This window comes from Enterococcus hailinensis, from assembly GCF_045862035.1.
GTDB classification, from domain to species: Bacteria; Bacillota; Bacilli; order Lactobacillales; family Enterococcaceae; genus Enterococcus_A; species Enterococcus_A hailinensis.
The window spans coordinates 18,393-39,657 of record NZ_BAAFRV010000019.1; the positions used below are offsets into that span (position 1 = coordinate 18,393).

Consider the following 21,265-nt stretch of genomic DNA (forward strand, 5'->3'; position numbering starts at 1 on the left):
CATGGGACGAGGAAGACCTAAAAAATTACTTGATGCGAGCAAAAAGAATTACACAAAAGAAGAAATAGCGGTCAAGAAAGCAGAAGAAGAAAAACTCTATAACTATCCAAGATTAGACTTTTCAATTTATCCAATCGGTTTACTAGAAGAAGCACAAAAAGAATGGGATAGAATCTCAAATTATATTCAAGAACTACCTGTATCTGAATTAGATCAGCAAACGATGGTTCGATACTGCAATTATTCATATCTTTACGACAAAGCTAGTAAAGAATTAAATGAACAAGGTTTTTTAATTGATGGTCGTAAGAATCCTTTGATTGATACGGTTAATTCCTTTTCTAAAGAGCTAAAAACGGCTACTAATGATTTAGGGTTAACGATTAATTCAAGACTCAAGATTGTTAATCCGCAAGAATTGGAAAAAGAGCCTGATGATCCTTTTGCTGAAATGATGAACGAAGCTGATAACGATGATTGATCACGTTCAAAAATACATCGATGCAGTGGAGGCAGGCGATATTTTAGTTGGAGAGAAAATTCAGCAAGCTATTGATCGACATAAATCAGATATTGAGAAATCGAAGCAAGATGATTATCCATTTTATTATGATCCAAAATATGCGAAAAATATTGTTAAGTTCATTTCAATGCTTCCTGACCCCAAATCTGGCAAACCAAATAAACTAGCTAAGTTTCAAAAGTTTATTTTAGGTATGCTGTGGGGCTGGCGTAGAAAAAAAGATAATACTAGACGATTCAGAAAGGCTTACCTATCGCTTGCGCGTAAACAGGGTAAGTCTTTAATTGTGTCCGGAATGAGTTTATATTGCTTAATCTATGAACGCAATCCGTATCAGGCAAGACAGATATATGCGACAGCCAATAAGAGGGACCAAGCGAAAATTGTATTTAACATGGTGAAATCACAGCTAAAAGCATTGCGTGGCAAAAGCAAAACAATAAAGAAATTTACTAAGGTTCTGCAAAATGAATTATTGACAACTGATGATTCGTTTATGAAGCCTTTATCATCAGATGCCGATACTTTAGACGGGCTCGATTGCTATTTCGCGTGTTTTGACGAGTACGCCTTATCTAAAACGACAGAAATGATGGACGTTATCGAAACGTCGATGGGTCAACAAATTGAGCCGTTAACAATAATTATTTCCACTGCTTCAAGTAAGCTGAACTATCCGATGTATTCAGTTGAGTATCAATACATTACTAAACTATTGAAAAACGAAGTTGTGGGTGACGAGTATTTAGCTCTTTGTTGGGAGCAAGACAATGCGAAAGAAATTGCTGATCCTGAAACGTGGATAAAATCGAATCCACTAATGGAGATCCCAGAACAAAAAGAAAAACTGACTGAGAAAAAACAAAGCCTGTTAGACGAAGGAAAAGCGAAAGGTAGTATTTCAAATGTCCTAACAAAAGAATTTAACATGTGGATACAGTCCTCTCAAGAAAGCTACATGAATGAAGAAGAATGGCTTGCAGCTATTGCACCTGATTACATCAAAAAAACAGATTTAACCGGTCGAGAAATTTACGTCGGTGTCGATTTATCACGAGTAAACGACTTAACTTCAATATCTTGGATTATTCCAATTCGTGAGGAAAAGAAATTCTATATTGATAGTTATTCCTTTGTAGCCAATCGTGGCGGAATTGAAGCAAAAGAAAAAGAAGACAAAACGCCATACCGACAATATGAACAAGCAGGCTATTGCACAATCAGTAGTAACGCTGACGGTCTGATCGATTATCATGATTTAGTTGATTGGATAACTGACTTCATAGAAAGTAATAGTTTTGAATTAAAAGGCATCTTTTACGATCCCTACAACGCAGGCAATGTCATTACTGACCTATCAAAATTCTATGAAAAAGAAATGATTGAAACTCGTCAAGGATTGATTACTTTGAATGCACCGACGAAACAATTGCGGACAGACATTATTCAAGGCAAGACAGTTCATTCCAACAACCCTCTACTCAACCGAGCGATAAGGAATGCAATCACGAAAGAAAACAACGATACGATCATGATTGATAAAGCAATGAATCGAAACAAGATTGATCCATTAGATGCGTTGATTAACGCATACACACAAGCAATGTATCATGATTTTGATGAAGAAGACATAAATGAATTAATTGAAAAAGGAGAGTACGGATTTGGTTGGTAACTTATTGCGAATATTAGTAATTATACTTTATGTGCTGGGACTAGCTTCATTCGTAGTCGCGGCTTTTTTGTTTGATTTGATTGTTGGTTTTTTAGCAGTTGGTATCTGTTTGATGCTGACTGTTTTTATTTTGGTTCGAGAGTCTGGAATGTAGGAGAGAATCAGTATGGAATTCTATATGCCTAACAAAAATGAATATACTTTTGTCACGGAGAAAAAAATGGCTAGTGGAATGACAACTAGAATTACTTTCCAAGGTGTTCATTGGGATAACCAAAGAACTGCAGAGTTTAGTGTGTGGTTGACTGTATTTAGAAAGAGAAAACAAATAAGCAATATAGTTTTACACGAGACTGGCAAAGATGGTCTAAAAACGCTTCTTTTTGCTAAGGCTGCGATTTTAGATTTTGAAAAATTTATTGTTGAAAAATATGCTGATTGTCATAAGAAAATATTTATTAATATAGGTTGGGATGACTCTAGAAGAAGAAATGTATACTATCGAGGATTAAAAAAAGAAGGATATGCATTTAACAAATTCAACCGAAAAAAAGTGCTGTCGAAAAAAATATATGATAGTCATATGGAATGTAGCTGAAAGGAGGTGAATAAATGGGATTATTCTTCAAAACAGAAAAGCGTAGCCTGTCGAGCCGATCTGAATCGATGCTGGATTTTATAACGAATGCAGATGGTTCTGTGACAATTAATTTTGATGGCGAAACAGCGTTAGAACAATCCGATGTTTTCACCGCAATTAAAATCTTATCTGGTGATATTGCAGCAAGCAAGTTCAAATTTGTGGACGAAAAGAATACGAATCTTCAAAAATTAGATTTATTAAATGCTAAGCCTAACCCATCGATGACTCCGTATTCGTTCATGTTTGCGACTATAGCTCAAATGCTACTGTCTGGTAACTCCTTTGCTATCATCCACGAAGACTGGCTTGAGTTCGCTAAACCGTCTCAAGTAGTCGTTTATGAGGATTTAGAGACAGGCCTGTTGAGGTATGAGTACACCAACAAAGCTGGAACATCTTATAAGGTCGATAGTTCAGAAATGCTTCATTTTAAATATGTGACTGTAAACGGAAAAACCGGTATCAGCCCATTAGACGCTTTAAAGACGGAATTATCTATGTTAGATAACGGTAACAAAATGTTGAGTTCATTTTTCAAAAAAGGGATTCAAGCTGGCGGTGTATTGAAACTTAACAAAGGTGCGCTTAATAACTCTTCAAAGAAACAGATTAAACAGGACTTTGAAGAAGTAAACAGTGGTGCCTCAAATGCTAATAGCGTGATCGTTTTAGATGACACACAAGAGTTCAAACAGTTTGAGATTAATACAGACATTTTGAAGATGATTCAAAACAATGTCTACTCAACGAAACAGATTGCTAAAGCATTTGGAATTCCACTTTCACGTTTTGGTATGGAACTAGTGAATACCAAAGACGACGCTGCAAATGATGTGTATGTATCAAGTACGCTACGTGCGCTTTCTCGGATGATTACAGATGAGCTGTTCATTAAGCTAGGAATCAATGTGGAGTTGGATTTCTCAACGCTAACTGGTCAAGACATGGCTTCTCGTATGAATAAAGCTATGGACGGAGGCAATGGTGGAGACGGATATCTGTTAGTTAATGAAATCAGGAAATATTACGGATTAGCTGATATCCCTGGCGGAAACGTTATCTACACCAAAACAACCGCGAGGGGAGGTGTGAATAATGGAAATGGAAATTCGGAGCCTAGCGGAAGTTCAATCAGGGGAGAACCGAACGATTGAAGGTTACGCGCTTAAATTTAATTCACTAAGCAAAGATTTGGGTGGTTTTAAAGAGATTATTTCTCCTGAAGCACTAGCAAACACTGATCTATCTGATGTTCGATGTTTTGTGGATCACGATTCCAGCATGGTTTTAGGACGTACAGCTTCGCAAACATTAGAACTAACTGTCGATGATGTTGGGCTGCATTTTAGATGTCAGTTGCCGAACACCTCTTATGCAAACGATTTGTATGAATCAATTAACAGAGGAGATATCAATGAGTGCTCGTTTGGATTTGTCGTTAGAGACGACTCTCAAACATGGACACAAGAAAACGGTACGTACATTCGGAATTTAAACAGTATTGATGAACTCTTTGAGATATCAATCGTATCAATTCCAGCATATAACGGAACGGATGCAGCGCTTGCACAGCGATCACTAAAACGAGCTATCGATGAGCAAGAAAAACGAAAACTACAGATAGAGCTAGAACTTCTAAATTACTAGAGGTTCTTTTTTTATAACCAAAAACAAAAGGAGGAAAGAGTTTGGATAACGAAAAGTTAAAAGCAGAAGCACAAAAAGCGCTTGATGCAGGCGATTTGGAAAAAGCAAAAGGCTTGTTAGCTCAGATTCGGGCTAATAAAGAGCAAGAAGAAACGCAAGCACAGCTCAAGACAGAGCTAGAAGACGAATTAAAAGGCCTAGGCGCTTCTGATGAAGTTGAAAAAGAGCCTACAACAGAAGAACCTGTTGATCCTGAAAAGGATAAAGAACCAGAAGAAAAGGAAGAAGTACCACCTATTCCGCCTAAAAAGGACGAAAAAAAGAAAGAAGAGGAGAATCGATCTATGGAAGTAATTTTAGATGATAAAAAAACGAACGAAACACGTTCAATTAATCAGTTTATTCGGACTAAAGGAGAACAGCGTGACGGTTTAACTACTGTTGATGCAGAAGCAGTTATTCCAATTGACCGAATTACAAAACCTGAAAAACAACCAGAAACAGTTGTTGATTTACGCCAACAAGTTGGACGTGTGCCAGTTACAACAGGAACAGGATCATATCCAATTTTGAAAGCAAATAAAAACAAAATGATCGCTGTAGCTGAATTAGCTAAAAACCCAGCGTTGGCTAACCCTGAATTTACAAAAGTAAAATACGAAATCGAAACATATCGTGGATATATTCCAGTTTCTCAAGAAGCGTTGGATGATTCAGATGTTGATTTAGCTGGATTAGTCGCCGAACATATCCAACGCCAATCTTTGAATACTTCTAACGCTGCTATTGCTGCTAAATTGCAAACTGCACCAGCCAAAACAGTGACTTCGATCGATGATTTGAAAGATATCGTGAATGTCGCTATTGATCCTGCGTACAATGTCAAATTCGTTGCGTCTCAAAGCTTCTTTAACGAATTAGACAAAATGAAAGATAATGACGGTCGCTACTTGCTACAACAAGACGTTACAGTTGCTTCGGGTTACAAACTATTAGGGCGTGAAGTTGTTGTAATGGCGGATGATGTAATTGGAAAAACAGCAGGAGACAAAGTAGCATTCGTGGGCGACCCTTCACTTTTTGTTAAATTCTTTGACCGTCAACAAGCTTCAGTACGTTGGGTAGACAATGATGTATATGGTCAACTATTAGCTGGCTTTGTTCGTTTCGATGTTGAAGTAGCCGACACTGCTGCAGGCTTTTACGTAACACTGGGCCCAAAAGCATAGACCCATCTGGCGTAACGTTAAACAAAACAACGACTACGCTTGCGGTGGGGGCATCAGAAACACTGTCAGCGACTGTCTTGCCAGCCGACGCAACGGACAAATCGGTTAAATACAGTTCTAGCGATGAGGCAATTGCCACAGTAACGCCGGTTCAAGGCAAAATCACAGGTATTGCAGCTGGTACAGCAACAATCACTGCAACAACTGCAAACGGAAAAACTGCGGTGTGTGAAGTTACCGTAACTGCTGAATAGGCGGTGATTAAATGGAATTAAATTCGCTAAAAAAATATCTACGCATCGATCATGATTTAGACGATAATTTGTTACTCATGCTGCAAGAAGTAGCCGAAAAATTCATTCTAAGCTCTATTGAAGTGAAGAAAACAAGCGATGAAAGATTTGATTATGCGGTGACGCTTTTAGTGTCTAGTTGGTATGAGAATAGAGTCGCTACAACAACTCAAGCTTTGCAAGAGATTCCTTTTGGAGTTACTGCTTTGATCCATCAATTGAGGGGGTTAGAACATGGCTCTAATACAAACGAGTGATTTAACTCAACGAATAGAATTCATAAAGGACCAAATCGTTAAAGATGAAGATGGGCAGCCCATCAAAACACCTGTAACGGTTTTTTCGTGTTGGTCAAGTGTTCAAACGCAACGGTTGAGTGATGTTAAAGCTTCAATCGGAACCGTGTTAGAAGGCACACTAACGTTTATTATTCGCTATCAGCAATCAGCTGAATTAACGAACGATATGAAAGTTTTATGGTCTGGCAAAACGTTTGAAATCATTACAATCACTAAAGGCGAGTTTGCGAAAGACTTTACAACAGTGATTGCTAAAGAGGTTCAAAAATGAGTGTAGAAGTAGATACGTCAGAAGTGTTTAAAGCATTTCGCCAACTTGAAACGAACATAAAACGAGTTGAGAACCCAGCGCTTAGAAAAGCGGCTTCTTACGCACAAGATAAACTCAAACAAAATACGCCTCATTGGAATGGCAAAAAATCTAATGGCAAACGCGGCGCATATATGCAAGAGCATGCTAAAGATCATATTGTCACTGGTTCAGTAAAAAATGGAGAAATCGATGTTGGATATGACAAAGAAGTATCTTGGCGAGTGCACTTTATCGAATTTGGAACAATCAAACAAAAACCGAAAGCCTTCGTTCAAAAAACGCAGAAACAAATTGAAAACGAAGTAACTAACATAATTGCTAACGAATTGAAACGGAGGTTAGGACTGTGAAAACAGCAGTATCGCAAGTCTATTCTATTTTGAATAGCGAAGAGAAAACAAAAGAAATTAACTTTTATACAAATAGCGTTCCAGAAGATGTTCAAACAGTTCCTAGCCTTCCGGTCGGAAGGATCGTTGAGCTTTATGGAAATTATGATGATTATTCGAGCAACAAACCGAATACGATTCAAATGAACGTTCAAGTCGACGTATGGGTATCAACTTTAAAAGAGGTTGATGCCTTTTATTTTGCTCTTGATGAAGTCATGAGAGCCGAGGGATGGGAATGCACATACACCGAACAAACAGATGATGAAGATTTGGAAGGCGCGAAACGAATCATCAAGCGATATATCGCAAACATTTTGTTAACTTAAAAGGAGAGATAATTATATGGCAACACAAGGTTTTGATAGTGCAATTTTCGGCGTACAGTCGAAAACTGACGGCACTTTAAAAGAATTAGTCGCAGATAAGTCTGCAGGCGGAGCGATTGAGGCGAAGATTACTGGATTAGGTTCTACTTCTAATACTATCTTTGCTTCAAACGTTCCTTTTTTCATTGCAAGTAAAGGTGTTTCTTCACCAAAAGTAACGTTAGATATCGCTGATTTACTTGATAACGGTATTTATCAAGAAGTCATCGGTGCAGAAGAAGTTGATGGTGCTCACGTAATCGGCGCAGACACAGAAGCTCCATACACATCATTGATCCTGATCTCAGGAACAAAAGAAGGCAAACGCTTGTTTATGGGTATGACGAAAGGGAAATTCAGTCATCCCGATATCAACGTTAAAACTGCAGAAGACAAAGGTGTGGAATTACAAAACGATTCAATCGAAGGTGATTTCATTTCAGATAGTCGTGGATATGTATATTTGACTGCTGTTGAAACAGACGAAATGACATTAACTAAGTTCAAATCATTGGTGAATAACACCGTGGGGAAGTAGTTAGCCCGACTTCTACAACAACGACAGATACAGGAATGCCAAAAGAACCAGAACCAAAAACAGACACAGAAGGTTAGCCAATCGGCTAGCCTTTTTATTTTCTAACAAACAGGAGGAATTTTGAATGATTGAATTAGAACTAAAAGTTGAAGGCAAGAAAAAAACATTCAAACAGCAAGATGTTTCAGCACGTGCTATGCGTGAGTGTATCAAATTCTACGAAAAAGCCGAAAAAGAAGAATTATCTGACTTAGACGCTATCGATGCAATGATTGCGATTGTAGCAGACATTTTCCAAGATCCAGCAGTTACTTTTGATTCTATTTTAGATGGATTAAGCGGAAATGAGTTAGTACCTGTTCTTCAAAATGTTTTTGAACAAATGAATGATTTAGGTAGTGACGAAAAAAAGCAACCATCAAAGAAAAAGAAATAAGTTTTTCAGAAGCTAGAAAAGCAATCGACCAGATTTATAAAGATTTGATTGAAGCTGGCTGGACGATGAAAGACGTTGATAATTCAGACTACCATTATTTGTTGCACTTATTCGGTGAAGTAGATAAAGACGATGAATATATGGATGGTGCTGATTTCATCAAGCAATTCCTTTCTGCAGAAGACCTTCGAATTTTGGAAGAGAGGAGGTAGAAAATGGCAGGTAGTGGAAAGCCAATTGGAAATATTAAATTAGGTATTAGTTTAGACGGAACTGATTTTGGTAATACTCTTGATGAAATAAACAGTAAAGTCAAGCAAGCTGAATCGAACATGAGAGCTAATTTAAAGGCTTATGATTCAGCAGGGCGTTCTTATGAGGCATTGAGTCAAAAGACTAAAGACCTATCTACAGTAATGGACGGTCAAAATGCTAAAGTCAAAGAGTTAACTAAACGACGCGATGAAGCTATTGAAAAATATGGTTCAGAGTCGAAAGAAGTCGCTAAACTAAATACTCAAATCAATAATGCCACAGCGAAGTACAATGCTTATGGCAAGCAATTAAATGATACAAAAAAAGAACTTGTTTACTCTCAAACAGCTGTAAATGATTTAACTGACGAACTGAAAGAAAACGAACGTCAGATGAACGCTGAAGTAAAAGCGTTAAAAGCAGCAGGCGACGAATCAGGAGCGTTTGAAGCAAAGCAGAAAGGCTTAACTAAGCAAGCTGAGCTTTCTGAACGAGCAATGAACGAACAACGTAAAGTTGTCGCTTTGATGGCAGATGAATTTGGTGATTCTGCAGATGAAACAGAAGACGCTCGAAAAGAGTTAAACAAGTTAGAACGTCAAACTAAATTGTCAGACAAGCAGTTAGAGGGGCTTAAAAATTCTGCTGACAGTGCTGGTCGGGAAATCGATGATTTTGGCGATAATGCTTCACGATCAAGCAGAAAATTGGACGGTTTTAAAGACAAAATCGGGTCTTTGAAAGGTGCGTTATCGTTTGGATCAGCGGCAGGAATTGCTTCTAATTTAATTGGTCGTGTGATCGATGGGGTGGCAGACTTAAAAGACGAAGCCTTTGCCGCTTCTGACTCACTGGATAAATTTACTCAAACAATGCAATTTGCCGGTATTGACAATAAAAAAATCAAAGAATCGCAGAAAGTCATGAAAGAATACGCAGATCAGACTGTTTATGACTTAGGCGATGTGATGAACACCACAGCACAATTAGCGGCTAATGGTGTGGAGGATTTCAACGGTTTAACTCAAGCGATTGGGAATGTCAATGCGGTGTCTGGTGGTAATGCTGAAACGTTTAAGTCTGTCGCAACGGCGATGACGCAAACGATTGGAACTGGGAAGCTTACAACAGAAAATTTTAATCAAATTTCTGATGCGATACCAGGCGCATCTGGCAAGATTCAAACAGCCTTGAAAGAAATGGGAGCCTATGCTGGTGGCGACTTCCGTGAAGCGATGGCCAATGGAGAGATTTCAGCAGAAGAATTAAATACAGCTTTTATGAAGCTAGGCATGACAGATGTCGCTAAAAAAGCGGCGGGTTCTACTGCAACAATTGAGGGTGCTGTTGGCAATCTGAAAGCTAGTGTTGTAAATATGATCAACGAGATCATAGGAGCTTTCGGGAAAGGAAATATTACCAGTTTTATTAGTGGCATTAGCAAAGGCGTAGATAATTTAACAAAAAAAATTGCACCAGCAACCAAAGGTGCGACAGATGCAATCAAACCGCTTTACGATGGGTTTAAAAATCTATTTAATTTATTTAGCAATGACACAAAAAAACAGACTGGCGGATTAGATTTTATCCGAAAGATATTGCCAGCAGAACAAGCACAAACGGCGATTTCAACAATTAATAGAATTAAAGATGTAATCAGCACGCTCTTCTCTGCATTTAAGAATAAAGATGAATCAGTGATTTATAAGCTTGGCTTATCACCTGAAACAGTGACTACTGTACAAAGAGTGATTGGAAGTATACAACAATATATCAAAGGTTTTGCGGATAATTTCAAGAACATGTTTACAGTTGCTATTGAAATAGCTAAGGGTGTATTTAATACACTAAGCCCTTATATTTTACCGATCATCAGTAAAATCGGGTCAGCATTAGGTGATATTGGAAAATCAATGTCCGTTTTCTGGGAACAAAATGGGAAGCAGATAATTCAAGCAATTAAAAACTTTTTTGTGTTCATTCAACCGGTCGTAAAAATAGTTATGACTTTGATGATGAGTTTCATTGATAATGTCATCGGTTTAGTAAAAGGCCTATTAAACGCAATTCAAGGTGCAATCAAAATTTTCACAGGTATTTTTACTGGCGATTTCAGCAAGATGTGGGAAGGCGTTAAACAGCTATTTTCAGGTGCTATTCAAGCAATATGGAACTTCATTCAAATAATGTTCTTTAAGCAACTTTTAACTGGTGTTAAAGGACTAGCTACTGGATTCAAGGGAGTTGTTCAAGGTCTTTGGAACAGCGTTAGAAACTTATTCTCGAATGGAATAAGCGGTGTGGGTTCAGCAGTAGTTAACTGGATTTCGACCACACTAGGGCGTGTTGGTAGTTTGAGAACGTCTTTTGTGAATGCGATCAAAGCGCTTTGGAATAGTATTAAATCACTATTTTCAGGCGGAATATCTAATACATGGAGCGCAATAAGAGGTTGGGCTTCTAATTTGTTGTCTCATGTAGGCAATTTGAAGAACAGTTTGACTAACGTGATTAAATCACTGTGGGATACTATCAAAAGCACATTCTCAGGCGGTATATCAACAGTTGTTGGCTGGATGAAAGCTTTGCCTGGAAAAATTGCTGGCGGCATTAAAGCTGGTGCAGGCGCTGTAAAAAATGCTTTTGAAAATATTTTTAAATCAGCCATGAATGCAGTTAAAAAACCAATTAATTTAATTATTGATGGGGCGAGCTGGGTTCTTGATAAATTGGGCGCAGATAAAATTGATCACTGGAAACCTTCATACGCTCAAGGTACAGATGGACATCCGGGCGGAATGATGATGGTAAATGATGGGGCTGGCGCTGAGATGGTCGTAAGACCAAACGGTCAAGCGTTTATTCCGCAAGGTCAAAATATTACGATGTATGGTGAGCCTGGCACGCAGGTGATTCCTGCACACGATACAGCAATGCTAATGGGTAAGAAGCGTTCTACGTTTGCCTATGCAAAAGGCAAAGGGGGTATGTTCTCTAACTTGTGGTCGAATGTTAAAGACGTGGGTTCCGGTATCCTTGATGGTGTTAAGAATGCTATTGGCGATGTGATGGATTATATCGATGATCCTAGCAAGCTAGTTTCGAAACTTCTAGGTTCAAATTTGTTAGGCGGATTGACTAAATGGCCTCTGGACGTTGGCGGCGGAATTTTGAAAAAAGCGAAAGATGTTTTGACATCTAAAGTTAAAGAGATGTTTGATTCAATGAGCGCAGGCAGCTTTGATGGGGCTATGAACGCGAATGGCGTTTATCAGTATTTAGTGGATGTCGCTCAAAAAGTTATCGGGAAATTTGGTAGTGGCTTTTATGTTTCTTCAGGTTATAGAGCTGGCGATCAGTATCATCATGGACAACATCAGGCTATTGATATCGCAATTCCGGGGTCTATATTAAACCCTCTGTATACAAAAGCAGCTAATTATGCGTTTGAAAAATTCCCTAAAGAAGTAGGGTATGTTATCACTAACGGAATGGTCCGAGATCGAATGGGATATACTCACGGTGGGACATCTGGGAAATGGGTTCCATGGGGGTCAACTGACCATGATAACCATGTACACATTTCTGGATTAATGGGTTCGGGTGATATATATCATGGTAATACAAATTCTGGAGGAACAAACGCAAAACCAACCGGCGGTCATCAAAATTGGATGAAACAGGCTGGATTTAAGCCTTCCGAATATGCGGCAATCGATTACATTGTTAACCACGAGTCTAGTTGGAACCCTCAAGCTACTAATCCAGGAAGTGGTGCATACGGACTTCCGCAATCATTACCAGCTAGCAAACTCGCTTCTGCTGGTTCTGACTGGCGAACGAATCCAATTACGCAGTTAAAATGGATGAGAAACTACGTAAACGAACGATACGGTGGAGCCAACGGGGCTTTGAGTTTTTGGAAGAGGAATCATTGGTATGCTAACGGTGGGATTGTTAACCAACATCAAATAGCGGAAATCGCAGAAGGAAACAAGCCAGAGATAATCATACCTTTGGATTCTGCTAAAAGATCTCGTGCAATGCAATTACTAGGGATTGCAATGGATAAATTAGGTGTACGACCTAAAACAACAACTAGCAACAATTCAAATCCATCAATGGAAACATTAGTGACTTTGATGATCCAGCAAAACAATTTACTTGCTAAGTTGTTAGCAAAAGATACAAACGTCATTTTAGATAGTGGTGAGATTGCTGGCTCAACAAATAATCATTTAGGAAAACGATTTGACCAAGCGCTTTATACGGCAGGATAGGAGGAGATAAATTGGACGGATATATTATTGATTTACGATTCTTCAAAAATGGTCAACTCCTATCTTTAAAAGATATTTTAGGGGTTGAATGTACCGATTTTCAGAGGAAATCACCAACTTTAAATGTCGAATATCAAGAGTTTTCAGGATCCAATGGTTCAAGAGAGGTTAATAGTTCGTTTAAAGCTTTTGAAATCGAAGTAAAACTCTATTTAGAATTCAAAACTATGTACGACTATCAATTAAAAGAGACAGAATTGTACTCTTTCCTTTCTGACGATAATAGTTACTACATCGTGACTGATCGTGAGCCTGGTAAACGTTACTTAGTTCGACCTAGCTCAATCAGTTTGGAAGAATTAGGTATCAGATATGCTACTTATTCAGTCACTTTCAACGCATTTAGAGGTCATTCCGAAGCGCTAACATCTACACTGTCAGAATTCGACTTAGCTGACGAATGGCAGTTCTCTCAAAATTTAGAGTCTGCTGATTACGAATATGAGTTTGATGTTAGTCGCTTTCAAGTGTTCAACGCCGGAGATTTTACGATTGATCCGCGAGAGAACGAATTGAAAATCACTCTGCAAGGCGAATCATTAGGTAATGCGACTATCTTCAACCGGACAACTGGTGATCGTTTTATTTATACGCCAGTGCTATCAACAAATCTTGGACAGACAGTTACAATTGATCGTGTGTATCCTAAGCTAAACGGTGTGAATCGTGGAATCGATACGAATTTAGGACTGATTACTTTAGCTCCTGGCATTAATGAAATCGAAATACAAAACGTAGCTAACGTGAAATCGCTCTGGGATTTCCGTTATCTGTATAAGTAGGTGATTCGAATAGATATCATCATTCAAAATTACGAAAAAACAAAACGAGAGATCCTTGTCGAATTTGATAAGGACTCTTTTTTTGAAAATTGGCAAGAAAACGAAACGTGGGAAGTCAGCTTTAATGTAACTAAAACAGATTTAAACAGTACAGCGTTTGATTTAGTTGATTATGAAAGCTCGGTAATTTTCAACGGTCAAGAATTCATTATCAAACAAATGACCACGTCTGCAGAAGGTAAAGCAGTGAGTAAAAGTGTTACTGCTACTCATATTTATTACACGATCCAAGATGGACGCCAGTACGACACCTTGCAGCCGAATGGATCAAAAACAATTCAACAGTTACTAACACATATTTTCAGTGCTGGCGCTCGTGGTTTTAGTTGGGAAGTCATTGATCCGAACAGTAAATTTTTAACGGTGGAACAAGAGAATTTTGGCAACGCGAACTATCTGAAACTAATCGAAGAAATATTAAGTGATTATGATGCTGTTGTAATTCCAAATAATCAACGTTTGACGTTTTATCCACGTTCGGAATATGGAAATAGAGTCGAGGAACAGATTCGATATAAATACAACACTGATTCAGTTAAATTCGATATCGATACGTACTCTTTGAAAACTCAAATTAAAGGATTTGGTAAGAAGAAAGAAGACGACACGTATTACTTTACGCCGATCACATACACTTCTAGTGAATCTGAAAAATGGGGTATTCGTATTCAAGATCCTGTGGAAGACGAACGATACACAGTTGCTGGAAACATGACTGAACGATTAAAACAAGACTTGCAAGACTATCCAGCGATAAGTGGTTCAGTAACGTTGAAATGGCGTATCAATCCTAAAAAAGGTGACTATGTACCGTTTATTTATGAACCGTTGGGAATTCAAACGTATATACAAGTTGTTGGGTTAAAGACATATCCAGCTTTACCAAACAAACCACCAGAAACCACACTAAGTAACACGAAAAAAACAATGACATCAATATTAGCTAACTTAGCTAAGAAAGGAGTGATTTAAATTTGGAATTACTCAAATTAATTAAAAATAGAATATCCACAGAGTGGAAAGAGACGTTTAATAAGAACGTTGATATATTGAATCGTAATACTCGGGATCAAGACCAAAAGCTTGATACTACGAATACTCGCATTGATAACCTAGTTCTTCATTCAGGCGGAGATTCACCAAATGAAGTGGTTGATGCGCGCGTGAACAACAAAGCTGTTCGATTTGATACATTAGCAGCACGCTTACTCGATACTGAAAATACGCACGATTCAGATGTTGAACAGTTAAGTTTGACTCAAACAGATCAGCAAAAGCAGCTAGAACAGTTGAACAATGCGATAGGCAAGCTGATGGGAACTTATGGAACTTCAGTATCAATCTATGTTTCTGACAGTGACGGCAATGACAAAAATGGGGACGGAACAGAAGAAAATCCGTTTAAAACAATTCAGATGGCAGTAAACATGGTCCCGCTAATTTCAACAGGAGAAATATATATTCGTGTTGAAAGCGGAGTTTATTTAGAAGACGTAGTAGTACGTAATTTGAGCTTCGTATCTTTAGAGATACTACCTATTGAAAGTATCTCCAGTATAGACTTGACAAAATCAGATCTGCCTGTAAAGGTGCGTTCTATTAAATTTTCGTCGTGCAAAGGATATTCTCGTATATCTGGAATTCAAATTGTAGATACTGCGAATAGTCAAAATTATGGGATTAGCAATGAACAAAGTGGCTATATCGCTATTAATAAATGTAAGTTTGCTGAAAACACAAAAAGTTTATCTACCTACGATGCTGTTGTTGTTAATGGAACATCAAAATTAAATCTGTATGACTCAGTATTTTACAATCAAAACAGCGCAGTCACAGTATCTTTAATGGCAGATGCTATATTGAGCTTAGTTGGTTCAGGTAACAGCATTGGTGTAACTGCGTTCAGCGCTACTGCAAGATGTTCAGTAGCTAGTAGTTTCGCTGCAACACCTACACGCGTCACTGGATTTGGTTTGATTATCGCGAAAGGGACGGTGCTTAGCTAATGTTTAAAACAAAAGAAGAAATCATCATTATCCAAGCAGAAGCTAAAGAACCAATCGCAACGAGAGCTGTTTTTTGGAGTCATGATAAAGGGACGGCGAAAATGCTGTTTAAATTGCGAAAAGACAGCACGAGTCAGTCTTTGACAGAAGGGACTATAGTTCCTGTCGTTCTGGATTTTAATTCTGAGACTGCTGAAAATGGTCGAGGGCGTCACATCTATCATGCAGTAATTGAGGATGCAGTAAATGGCATCGTTTCAATCGTATTAGAAGATAATATCTTAGGATACCAGGGCCGTGTGGATGGCTCAATATACATTGAATTACCAGACAGTAGATCTCTTGATACCGCTGGACGATTCACTTTCCACATCAAACGTAGTCCGATTGATGAAGACGTGCCTGAGTTGGAAGATTATTACTGGCAAGGTTTCAGTGACATCATGGAGCAATATCATGAATCGATTGCTGAAATTAAGTTAGAAGCTAAAACGACACTTGATAGTCTGACAGCAGATGTTAATACAGCTCAAAACAAAGTGACAACACTAGAACAAAGTATTACAACTGCTAACACAAATTTGAATACTCGTATCGATGAAATCAATAAAAAGATTGATGACAACGATGTATTCACCAAAGCTGAAAGTTCTGCTAACGTGATCGATCAAGTAGGTGGCGCTGAGAGTGCTATTTTGAAAAAAGAGTTATTAGTGGACGGAACTGAAGCAGTTTCCTGGCGAAATAACGGAATTTCTTTAGAGGAATTTAAGCAAGAGGATTACGAAAAATTAACAGACAACGAAACAGTAAAGTCTGAAACGTTTGTAAGCGGTCTTCCAGGAGAGATTCAAATTGATTTTGACGTGCTTGGAATAATAGAAAAAAAATATCCATCACTTTTTGCAGGTCTAGATACAGTCAATTCTAAAGTTAATAAATTAAAAACATATGTCAAAGCGTCTACGTGTTCTGCAATTGCTAGAGGCGGATTTGGAAGTCAATACACTGCTCGCTTTGCAATGCGACCTAATGGTTCTACTAGCACTTGGTGGGGTGCAGGGGCCTGGAATGCGACATCTGAGTTCAGACAAATAAGGTATTATGAATTCACAGCGAATATACTTTCGCCTACTGGGCATTCAATCTACAGAATATATTCAAATAATCTTATTTCTGACGGTGTGGCTTCTGCATATGTAGAAGTTAAAGACATACGCTTAACGATCGAATTAGAGGTCAATGGACGAACTATCATTACTTCTATGATCGCGCAAAATCACGTAACTAACTTAGCGACAACAGATGAAGCTAAGGCTGGAACAAATACGACTAAAACAATGACACCAGCGACAACCGCACAAGCAGTCGATAATCGCGCAGTAACTCTAGCTAGCAATCAAACTGTCGGCGGTATCAAAAACTTTAAAGATGGCTTAATGCTTAATGGTCAAAATGTTCTCACTGAAACTGCTGCTAACAATACCTATCAAAAAAAGGCTGCAGGTGCGATTGTGTGGGCAGGCACATCAACATTGAATGCTGATCACACCATTACACCATCCAAAAAATTAAGTGAGTGCAACGCTGGATGGCTACTTGTATTTGCACCTTACAACGGTGCAGAGGTGCAAAACTATGATGTAACAACTGTATTCGTTCCAAAAAATCAAACGCGGCTTTCAATCACACAAATTTTTAACGGGTCTGTGTGGATTCAAAAACGGTATCAATGCACAGACAGTGTAATTACTGGTCACAGTTCAAATGTTGGTACAGAACAGATTAAAGCAGCTTTAATTGAAGTAAGAGAAGTTTAGAGGAGGAAGATAGATGAAAACAATTTATGATATTCTGTATCCTTTCGGATGCAGAGCAACAGAAGTAGCAGAGAACTTTGAAACCAAATTTCCATACACGGAAGTAGCTCCAGATCCCGATCGAGATCTAATGCTACAGTTCTTTGATGTTAAATCAAACGTGTGGAAGCCTGTCGAATTTATGGCAAACACAGAAAAATTAGCGTTGCTAGAAAGTTTCTATACAACAGTTAAAGAAGAAAATACGAAATTAACTGACAAGCAAGCACAAATGACTCAACTGAATGCAAAACTAATGTTGAACGATCTTAGTTTAACTGCTGAAAATGCAGCGCTAAAAACTAAAGCTGATAGCTTAGCTCAAATTAATTCAAAAACAATGCTAGCGTCAGTTCAAAACTCAAAAGATATCGCAGCAATCAAAGCACAATTAACAACACAAAATACTGAAAACACAGAAGGAGGAAAATAATATGTTTAGTTATGACGATGTTAAGATGATGTTTGATTGGGGCTGTTTCACTGATGACGAGGTAAAACAATTCGTACCTACTTGTATTACTGAAGAAGAAGCAAATCAGATCATTGGTAAAGCTGAATAAGCTTTATTTTTTTAGCCTCGTTTTCGGACGGGGCTATAAGTTTGATTGGAAGGTGGAAAAGTATGTGCATTTTTTTGATGAATTACTAGAACTCAATGGGGTTTTGATGTCTCTAGGAATTGGAGGAATTGCAGGCATCTTAGGTTGGGTAGGAAAATTGATATTAAAGAATAAAACTATCACGGAACAAAATAAACGATTAACCGAGCAAAGATTTAAAATGCTCGAAGCTGCAAATATAGCTATCTTACACAATGAGATTTACAAGCAATGTTCTTATTTTATTGAAGAAGGAGCAGTAGCTGTAGATGATCTGGATAATCTCGAATATTTATGGAGAGGATATCACGGCTTAGGGGGGAATGGAACTGGAGAGCTTCTTTATAATCGAGTCAGACAGCTTCCTTTGAAGGGTGGTGAATCTCATGCAAAATAAAACATTTGAAACTTTAAAATGGATTGCTTTAATTGTAGTTCCAGCGTTAGCAACGTTTGTTGGTTTAGTAGGTAAGGCTATCAATTGGCAGTACACGGATATTGCAGTAATTATTATTACTGGATTGAGCACTTTTTTAGGTACAGTTTTAGGTGTATCAAATCGTACGTACAAAAAATTCTCTACAGACAGTCAGGAGGACTAGGATGAAAAAGAAATTAATTGCTGGAGCTATCGTAGCTCTTTTTTTGTTGCCAACACAGGCGTTTGCGTACACAGTCAACAACGAATTTAATTTAGGCCCTGGCGAGGGGAGTTCAATTCAAGCAAATCCAAATTATATTGTGGCGCATGATACTGCAAATCCAAATGCAACAGGTCGTAACGAAGCGACGTTCATGAAACGAAATTGGGCGAATGCTTACACTGCATATATTGTTGGTGACGGCATTGTTTACCAAGTTGGAGAACCAGGTTACGTTCAATATGGTGCTGGCTCATATGCTAACGCTAATTCACCCGTTCAAATTGAGTTGCAAGCAACTCCAAATGCGGCATTGTTCAAACAAAACTACAAAGTTTATATTGATCTGATTCGTGATAGCGCAAAGCGGTTTAATATTCCTTTGACTGTAGACAGTCCAGTGAATGGAAAAGGTGTTATCAGCCACCAGTATATTTCAACAAATTGGTGGGGCGACCATACTGATCCATACGGATACTTAGCAAGTCAGGGCGTGTCCCAAGCACAATTCGCTCACGATGTGAAATACGGTATTGATGGTTCTGAGGCCAATAATCCAGCTACTAACCCAACGCCAATCCCATCTAAGCCGGTTGATCCAACAACGGCAGGTAGCGGCTACTCAGTGATGAATAGCGGTAATAACCACGCTCATGTTGATCAGTGGGGACGTATCGGTAACACGTTGAAGGCTCGTGGATGGCACGTAGCTAATTATCAATATCAATATGTATTCATTATTGATCGTACAACTGGTAAAGAATTAGCACGTCAAAAAGCACCTGGTGTAGCACGCCCAGATGTGAATGTAGCATATAAAACGACTGGTAAAGTCGGCTATGATGTGAACTTCAATGCTAAACAATTTAGCGGTAAGTCTGTCATCGTTATGACACGAGCAACAAATGATGCCAAAGGGAATATCAGCGGCGGGCACCAAGATTTTTACGAAACGCGCTGGTACCACGATATTAAATAACAAACAGCCCTCTACATTACGTAGGGGGCTTATTTTTTTGTCTCCATTTTCTATTGTTAAGCGCGGATTTTGAAGGCTCAACGTGGTTATTTTCACCTTTACGATAAACAGATAAATTAAGCACAGAGCTGACAGAAATGTTTAATTTTTCAGCGACTTCTTTAGTTGATAATCCTTCGTCTAGCAGCTTATTTATCTCGATGCTTTTTTTAGTTGAATATGCGTCAGCAGTGATCAATAGTTTCCGAACTTTTGAGCACGACATATCATGAATACGAGCTGTCTCTCGAATAGATTCAGTTTTCTTGTAAGTTTCTACTATTTCATCTGACTCAACACGTATGATTTTTTCAGGCAAATACGTTTCTTCTAAATATTTTCTGTACTTAACTGCTTCATCAAAATCAATGAATCCACGTTTTTGATAGTGTTTGTCATTAATAATGATTTCAGCTCTGTATTTAGTCACTTCATTTTGAACATAAGAAGTGACACCCACAACACTAGTTTCCATGATTCAATTCCTCCTTTTTAGCAGCAATTAATTGTTCTAATTCAACTAAAGTATCTAGATCAGCATAATTTTTAATATGGTTTCTAGCTGATCTCAAAGTAGTTAATTTATTTCTATGATATTTCAGCTCTTCATCTGACTGTACTTTCTGACGATATTTCTTGTTTGCTTTTAGTTGTGCAGCGCTTGTTTTAGGTTCTTCTACATGAATGACAGCATCAGCATATTGTTCTGCAGTCAATTTGCTTTCAGCGTTTTCAAGTTTGTCCGTTACACGTTCTTTTGCTTTTTCTTGCGCTTTGCCTTCGCCAAAAACAACTTGCAGAGTATCTACGAAGTCAACAGATTCAGCTAATTCAGCCTTCTTTTTATCTGAAAAACTGCCTAAAGCAACTTTTAGCAAGTCACCTTTTTTGTTGTAATGTACTGTGAAGTTTGCATAATCGCTTAATTCGTTTGTAGCTGGAATTCTTAGCTTGCCTTTTTCTTCTTCAGTTAATTCCTCGTAAGTTTTGATTGCTTGTGTTACTTGTCCGTTTTTTGAAGTTGATTTAATTTCCATTGTGATCGTCTCCTTTTCGTTTATCTCTTATCTATAAACCTATTATATATCGTATACGTTATATAGTCAACAGATACACTCAAAGTTTTCAAAATAAAAAAGCCCGAAAATTCAGGCTTAAATAGAAGGTACGCAGGCTAGATCGCTATTCGATTAAATAATTTGAATGCCATATTGAATGCCAATATATATTTTTTAGCGAAACTGGCTGAAAATAAAAAACGACCAAAACCCTTGTTTAAAAGGAATTTTAATCGTCTTGGAACTGAATGAAAACTAGAGAAAATCAATTAATGGAGCTGGCGGGAGTCG

At 38.1% G+C, this 21,265-nt stretch carries 27 protein-coding genes; 25 read left to right on the forward strand and 2 right to left on the reverse strand.

The features are described 5' to 3' along the window. Position 1: 1 nt before the first annotated feature. The 25 genes from ACKTSC_RS11545 (at position 2) to ACKTSC_RS11665 (ending at position 19,877) form a co-directional block, all read left to right on the forward strand. Positions 2 to 481, forward strand: a complete 480-nt coding sequence (locus ACKTSC_RS11545) for a P27 family phage terminase small subunit (protein ID WP_407857667.1) — start codon at positions 2 to 4, stop codon at positions 479 to 481. Further along, the gene (locus ACKTSC_RS11550) at positions 474 to 2,198 is read left to right on the forward strand and encodes a terminase large subunit (protein ID WP_407857668.1); all 1,725 of its coding nucleotides are present in this window, start codon (positions 474 to 476) and stop codon (positions 2,196 to 2,198) included. The genes ACKTSC_RS11545 and ACKTSC_RS11550 overlap by 8 nt, the downstream gene beginning before the upstream one ends. Beyond that, a complete protein-coding gene (locus ACKTSC_RS11555) occupies positions 2,188 to 2,352 on the forward strand; it encodes a hypothetical protein (RefSeq protein WP_407857669.1) in 165 nt (54 codons plus the stop codon). Before ACKTSC_RS11550 ends, ACKTSC_RS11555 begins: the two co-directional genes overlap by 11 nt. A gap of 12 nt (positions 2,353 to 2,364) precedes the next feature. Next, complete coding sequence (locus tag ACKTSC_RS11560; RefSeq protein ID WP_407857670.1) at positions 2,365 to 2,796, forward strand: hypothetical protein; 432 nt, start codon at positions 2,365 to 2,367, stop codon at positions 2,794 to 2,796. Positions 2,797 to 2,864: 68 nt separating this feature from the next. Further along, positions 2,865 to 3,995, forward strand: coding sequence for a phage portal protein (locus ACKTSC_RS11565; protein WP_407857671.1), 1,131 nt, complete (start codon positions 2,865 to 2,867; stop codon positions 3,993 to 3,995). Further along, positions 3,937 to 4,488, forward strand: a complete 552-nt coding sequence (locus tag ACKTSC_RS11570) for an HK97 family phage prohead protease (protein WP_262929167.1) — start codon at positions 3,937 to 3,939, stop codon at positions 4,486 to 4,488. Before ACKTSC_RS11565 ends, ACKTSC_RS11570 begins: the two co-directional genes overlap by 59 nt. A 41-nt stretch (positions 4,489 to 4,529) precedes the next feature. Beyond that, entirely contained in the window at positions 4,530 to 5,717 is a 1,188-nt protein-coding gene (locus ACKTSC_RS11575; RefSeq protein WP_407857672.1) for a phage major capsid protein, read from the forward strand. After that, a complete protein-coding gene (locus ACKTSC_RS11580; protein WP_080105918.1) occupies positions 5,714 to 5,971 on the forward strand; it encodes an Ig-like domain-containing protein in 258 nt (85 codons plus the stop codon). The genes ACKTSC_RS11575 and ACKTSC_RS11580 overlap by 4 nt, the downstream gene beginning before the upstream one ends. A gap of 11 nt (positions 5,972 to 5,982) precedes the next feature. Then, positions 5,983 to 6,267: a head-tail connector protein gene (locus tag ACKTSC_RS11585; RefSeq protein WP_071858756.1), complete on the forward strand. Its 285-nt coding sequence runs from the start codon at positions 5,983 to 5,985 to the stop codon at positions 6,265 to 6,267. Then, positions 6,245 to 6,580, forward strand: a complete 336-nt coding sequence (locus tag ACKTSC_RS11590; protein ID WP_071858757.1) for a phage head closure protein — start codon at positions 6,245 to 6,247, stop codon at positions 6,578 to 6,580. Before ACKTSC_RS11585 ends, ACKTSC_RS11590 begins: the two co-directional genes overlap by 23 nt. Next, complete coding sequence (locus tag ACKTSC_RS11595) at positions 6,577 to 6,972, forward strand: HK97-gp10 family putative phage morphogenesis protein (RefSeq protein WP_407857673.1); 396 nt, start codon at positions 6,577 to 6,579, stop codon at positions 6,970 to 6,972. Before ACKTSC_RS11590 ends, ACKTSC_RS11595 begins: the two co-directional genes overlap by 4 nt. Further along, on the forward strand, positions 6,969 to 7,340 hold the full coding sequence (locus tag ACKTSC_RS11600) for a hypothetical protein (protein ID WP_407857674.1): 372 nt from the start codon (positions 6,969 to 6,971) through the stop codon (positions 7,338 to 7,340). The genes ACKTSC_RS11595 and ACKTSC_RS11600 overlap by 4 nt, the downstream gene beginning before the upstream one ends. Positions 7,341 to 7,356: 16 nt before the next feature. Beyond that, complete coding sequence (locus tag ACKTSC_RS11605) at positions 7,357 to 7,917, forward strand: major tail protein (protein ID WP_407857675.1); 561 nt, start codon at positions 7,357 to 7,359, stop codon at positions 7,915 to 7,917. A gap of 124 nt (positions 7,918 to 8,041) precedes the next feature. Continuing rightward, on the forward strand, positions 8,042 to 8,353 hold the full coding sequence (gene gpG, locus ACKTSC_RS11610; protein WP_071858761.1) for a phage tail assembly chaperone G: 312 nt from the start codon (positions 8,042 to 8,044) through the stop codon (positions 8,351 to 8,353). 65 nt (positions 8,354 to 8,418) lie between these two features. Further along, on the forward strand, positions 8,419 to 8,565 hold the full coding sequence (locus ACKTSC_RS11615; RefSeq protein ID WP_407857676.1) for a hypothetical protein: 147 nt from the start codon (positions 8,419 to 8,421) through the stop codon (positions 8,563 to 8,565). 3 nt (positions 8,566 to 8,568) lie between these two features. After that, on the forward strand, positions 8,569 to 12,888 hold the full coding sequence (locus tag ACKTSC_RS11620; RefSeq protein WP_407857677.1) for an aggregation-promoting factor C-terminal-like domain-containing protein: 4,320 nt from the start codon (positions 8,569 to 8,571) through the stop codon (positions 12,886 to 12,888). 11 nt (positions 12,889 to 12,899) lie between these two features. Continuing rightward, a complete protein-coding gene (locus ACKTSC_RS11625) occupies positions 12,900 to 13,730 on the forward strand; it encodes a phage tail family protein (protein WP_407857678.1) in 831 nt (276 codons plus the stop codon). 9 nt (positions 13,731 to 13,739) lie between these two features. Next, positions 13,740 to 14,762 carry a phage tail protein gene (locus ACKTSC_RS11630; RefSeq protein WP_407857689.1) on the forward strand — a complete coding sequence of 341 codons (1,023 nt, stop codon included), beginning with the start codon at positions 13,740 to 13,742 and terminating at the stop codon, positions 14,760 to 14,762. Positions 14,763 to 14,764: 2 nt separating this feature from the next. Continuing rightward, complete coding sequence (locus ACKTSC_RS11635) at positions 14,765 to 15,796, forward strand: hypothetical protein (RefSeq protein WP_407857679.1); 1,032 nt, start codon at positions 14,765 to 14,767, stop codon at positions 15,794 to 15,796. After that, positions 15,796 to 17,616, forward strand: a complete 1,821-nt coding sequence (locus ACKTSC_RS11640) for a BppU family phage baseplate upper protein (protein ID WP_407857680.1) — start codon at positions 15,796 to 15,798, stop codon at positions 17,614 to 17,616. Before ACKTSC_RS11635 ends, ACKTSC_RS11640 begins: the two co-directional genes overlap by 1 nt. A 13-nt stretch (positions 17,617 to 17,629) precedes the next feature. Then, a complete protein-coding gene (locus tag ACKTSC_RS11645) occupies positions 17,630 to 18,088 on the forward strand; it encodes a hypothetical protein (RefSeq protein WP_407857681.1) in 459 nt (152 codons plus the stop codon). Position 18,089: 1 nt separating this feature from the next. Beyond that, positions 18,090 to 18,218, forward strand: a complete 129-nt coding sequence (locus ACKTSC_RS11650) for an XkdX family protein (protein WP_407857682.1) — start codon at positions 18,090 to 18,092, stop codon at positions 18,216 to 18,218. 64 nt (positions 18,219 to 18,282) lie between these two features. Continuing rightward, positions 18,283 to 18,654 (forward strand): hypothetical protein, encoded by a 372-nt coding sequence (locus ACKTSC_RS11655; RefSeq protein WP_407857683.1) that lies wholly within the window; start codon positions 18,283 to 18,285, stop codon positions 18,652 to 18,654. Then, on the forward strand, positions 18,644 to 18,859 hold the full coding sequence (locus ACKTSC_RS11660) for a phage holin (RefSeq protein WP_407857684.1): 216 nt from the start codon (positions 18,644 to 18,646) through the stop codon (positions 18,857 to 18,859). Before ACKTSC_RS11655 ends, ACKTSC_RS11660 begins: the two co-directional genes overlap by 11 nt. 1 nt (position 18,860) lies before the next feature. Beyond that, on the forward strand, positions 18,861 to 19,877 hold the full coding sequence (locus ACKTSC_RS11665; protein ID WP_407857685.1) for an N-acetylmuramoyl-L-alanine amidase: 1,017 nt from the start codon (positions 18,861 to 18,863) through the stop codon (positions 19,875 to 19,877). Positions 19,878 to 19,893: 16 nt separating this feature from the next. On the opposite strand, the gene ACKTSC_RS11670 is transcribed toward ACKTSC_RS11665, so the two are convergent. After that, positions 19,894 to 20,391 carry a DNA-binding response regulator gene (locus ACKTSC_RS11670; protein WP_407857686.1) on the reverse strand — a complete coding sequence of 166 codons (498 nt, stop codon included), beginning with the start codon at positions 20,389 to 20,391 and terminating at the stop codon, positions 19,894 to 19,896. Then, positions 20,381 to 20,953: a hypothetical protein gene (locus ACKTSC_RS11675; protein ID WP_407857687.1), complete on the reverse strand. Its 573-nt coding sequence runs from the start codon at positions 20,951 to 20,953 to the stop codon at positions 20,381 to 20,383. Before ACKTSC_RS11675 ends, ACKTSC_RS11670 begins: the two co-directional genes overlap by 11 nt. Between the last annotated feature and the right edge of the window lie 312 nt (positions 20,954 to 21,265).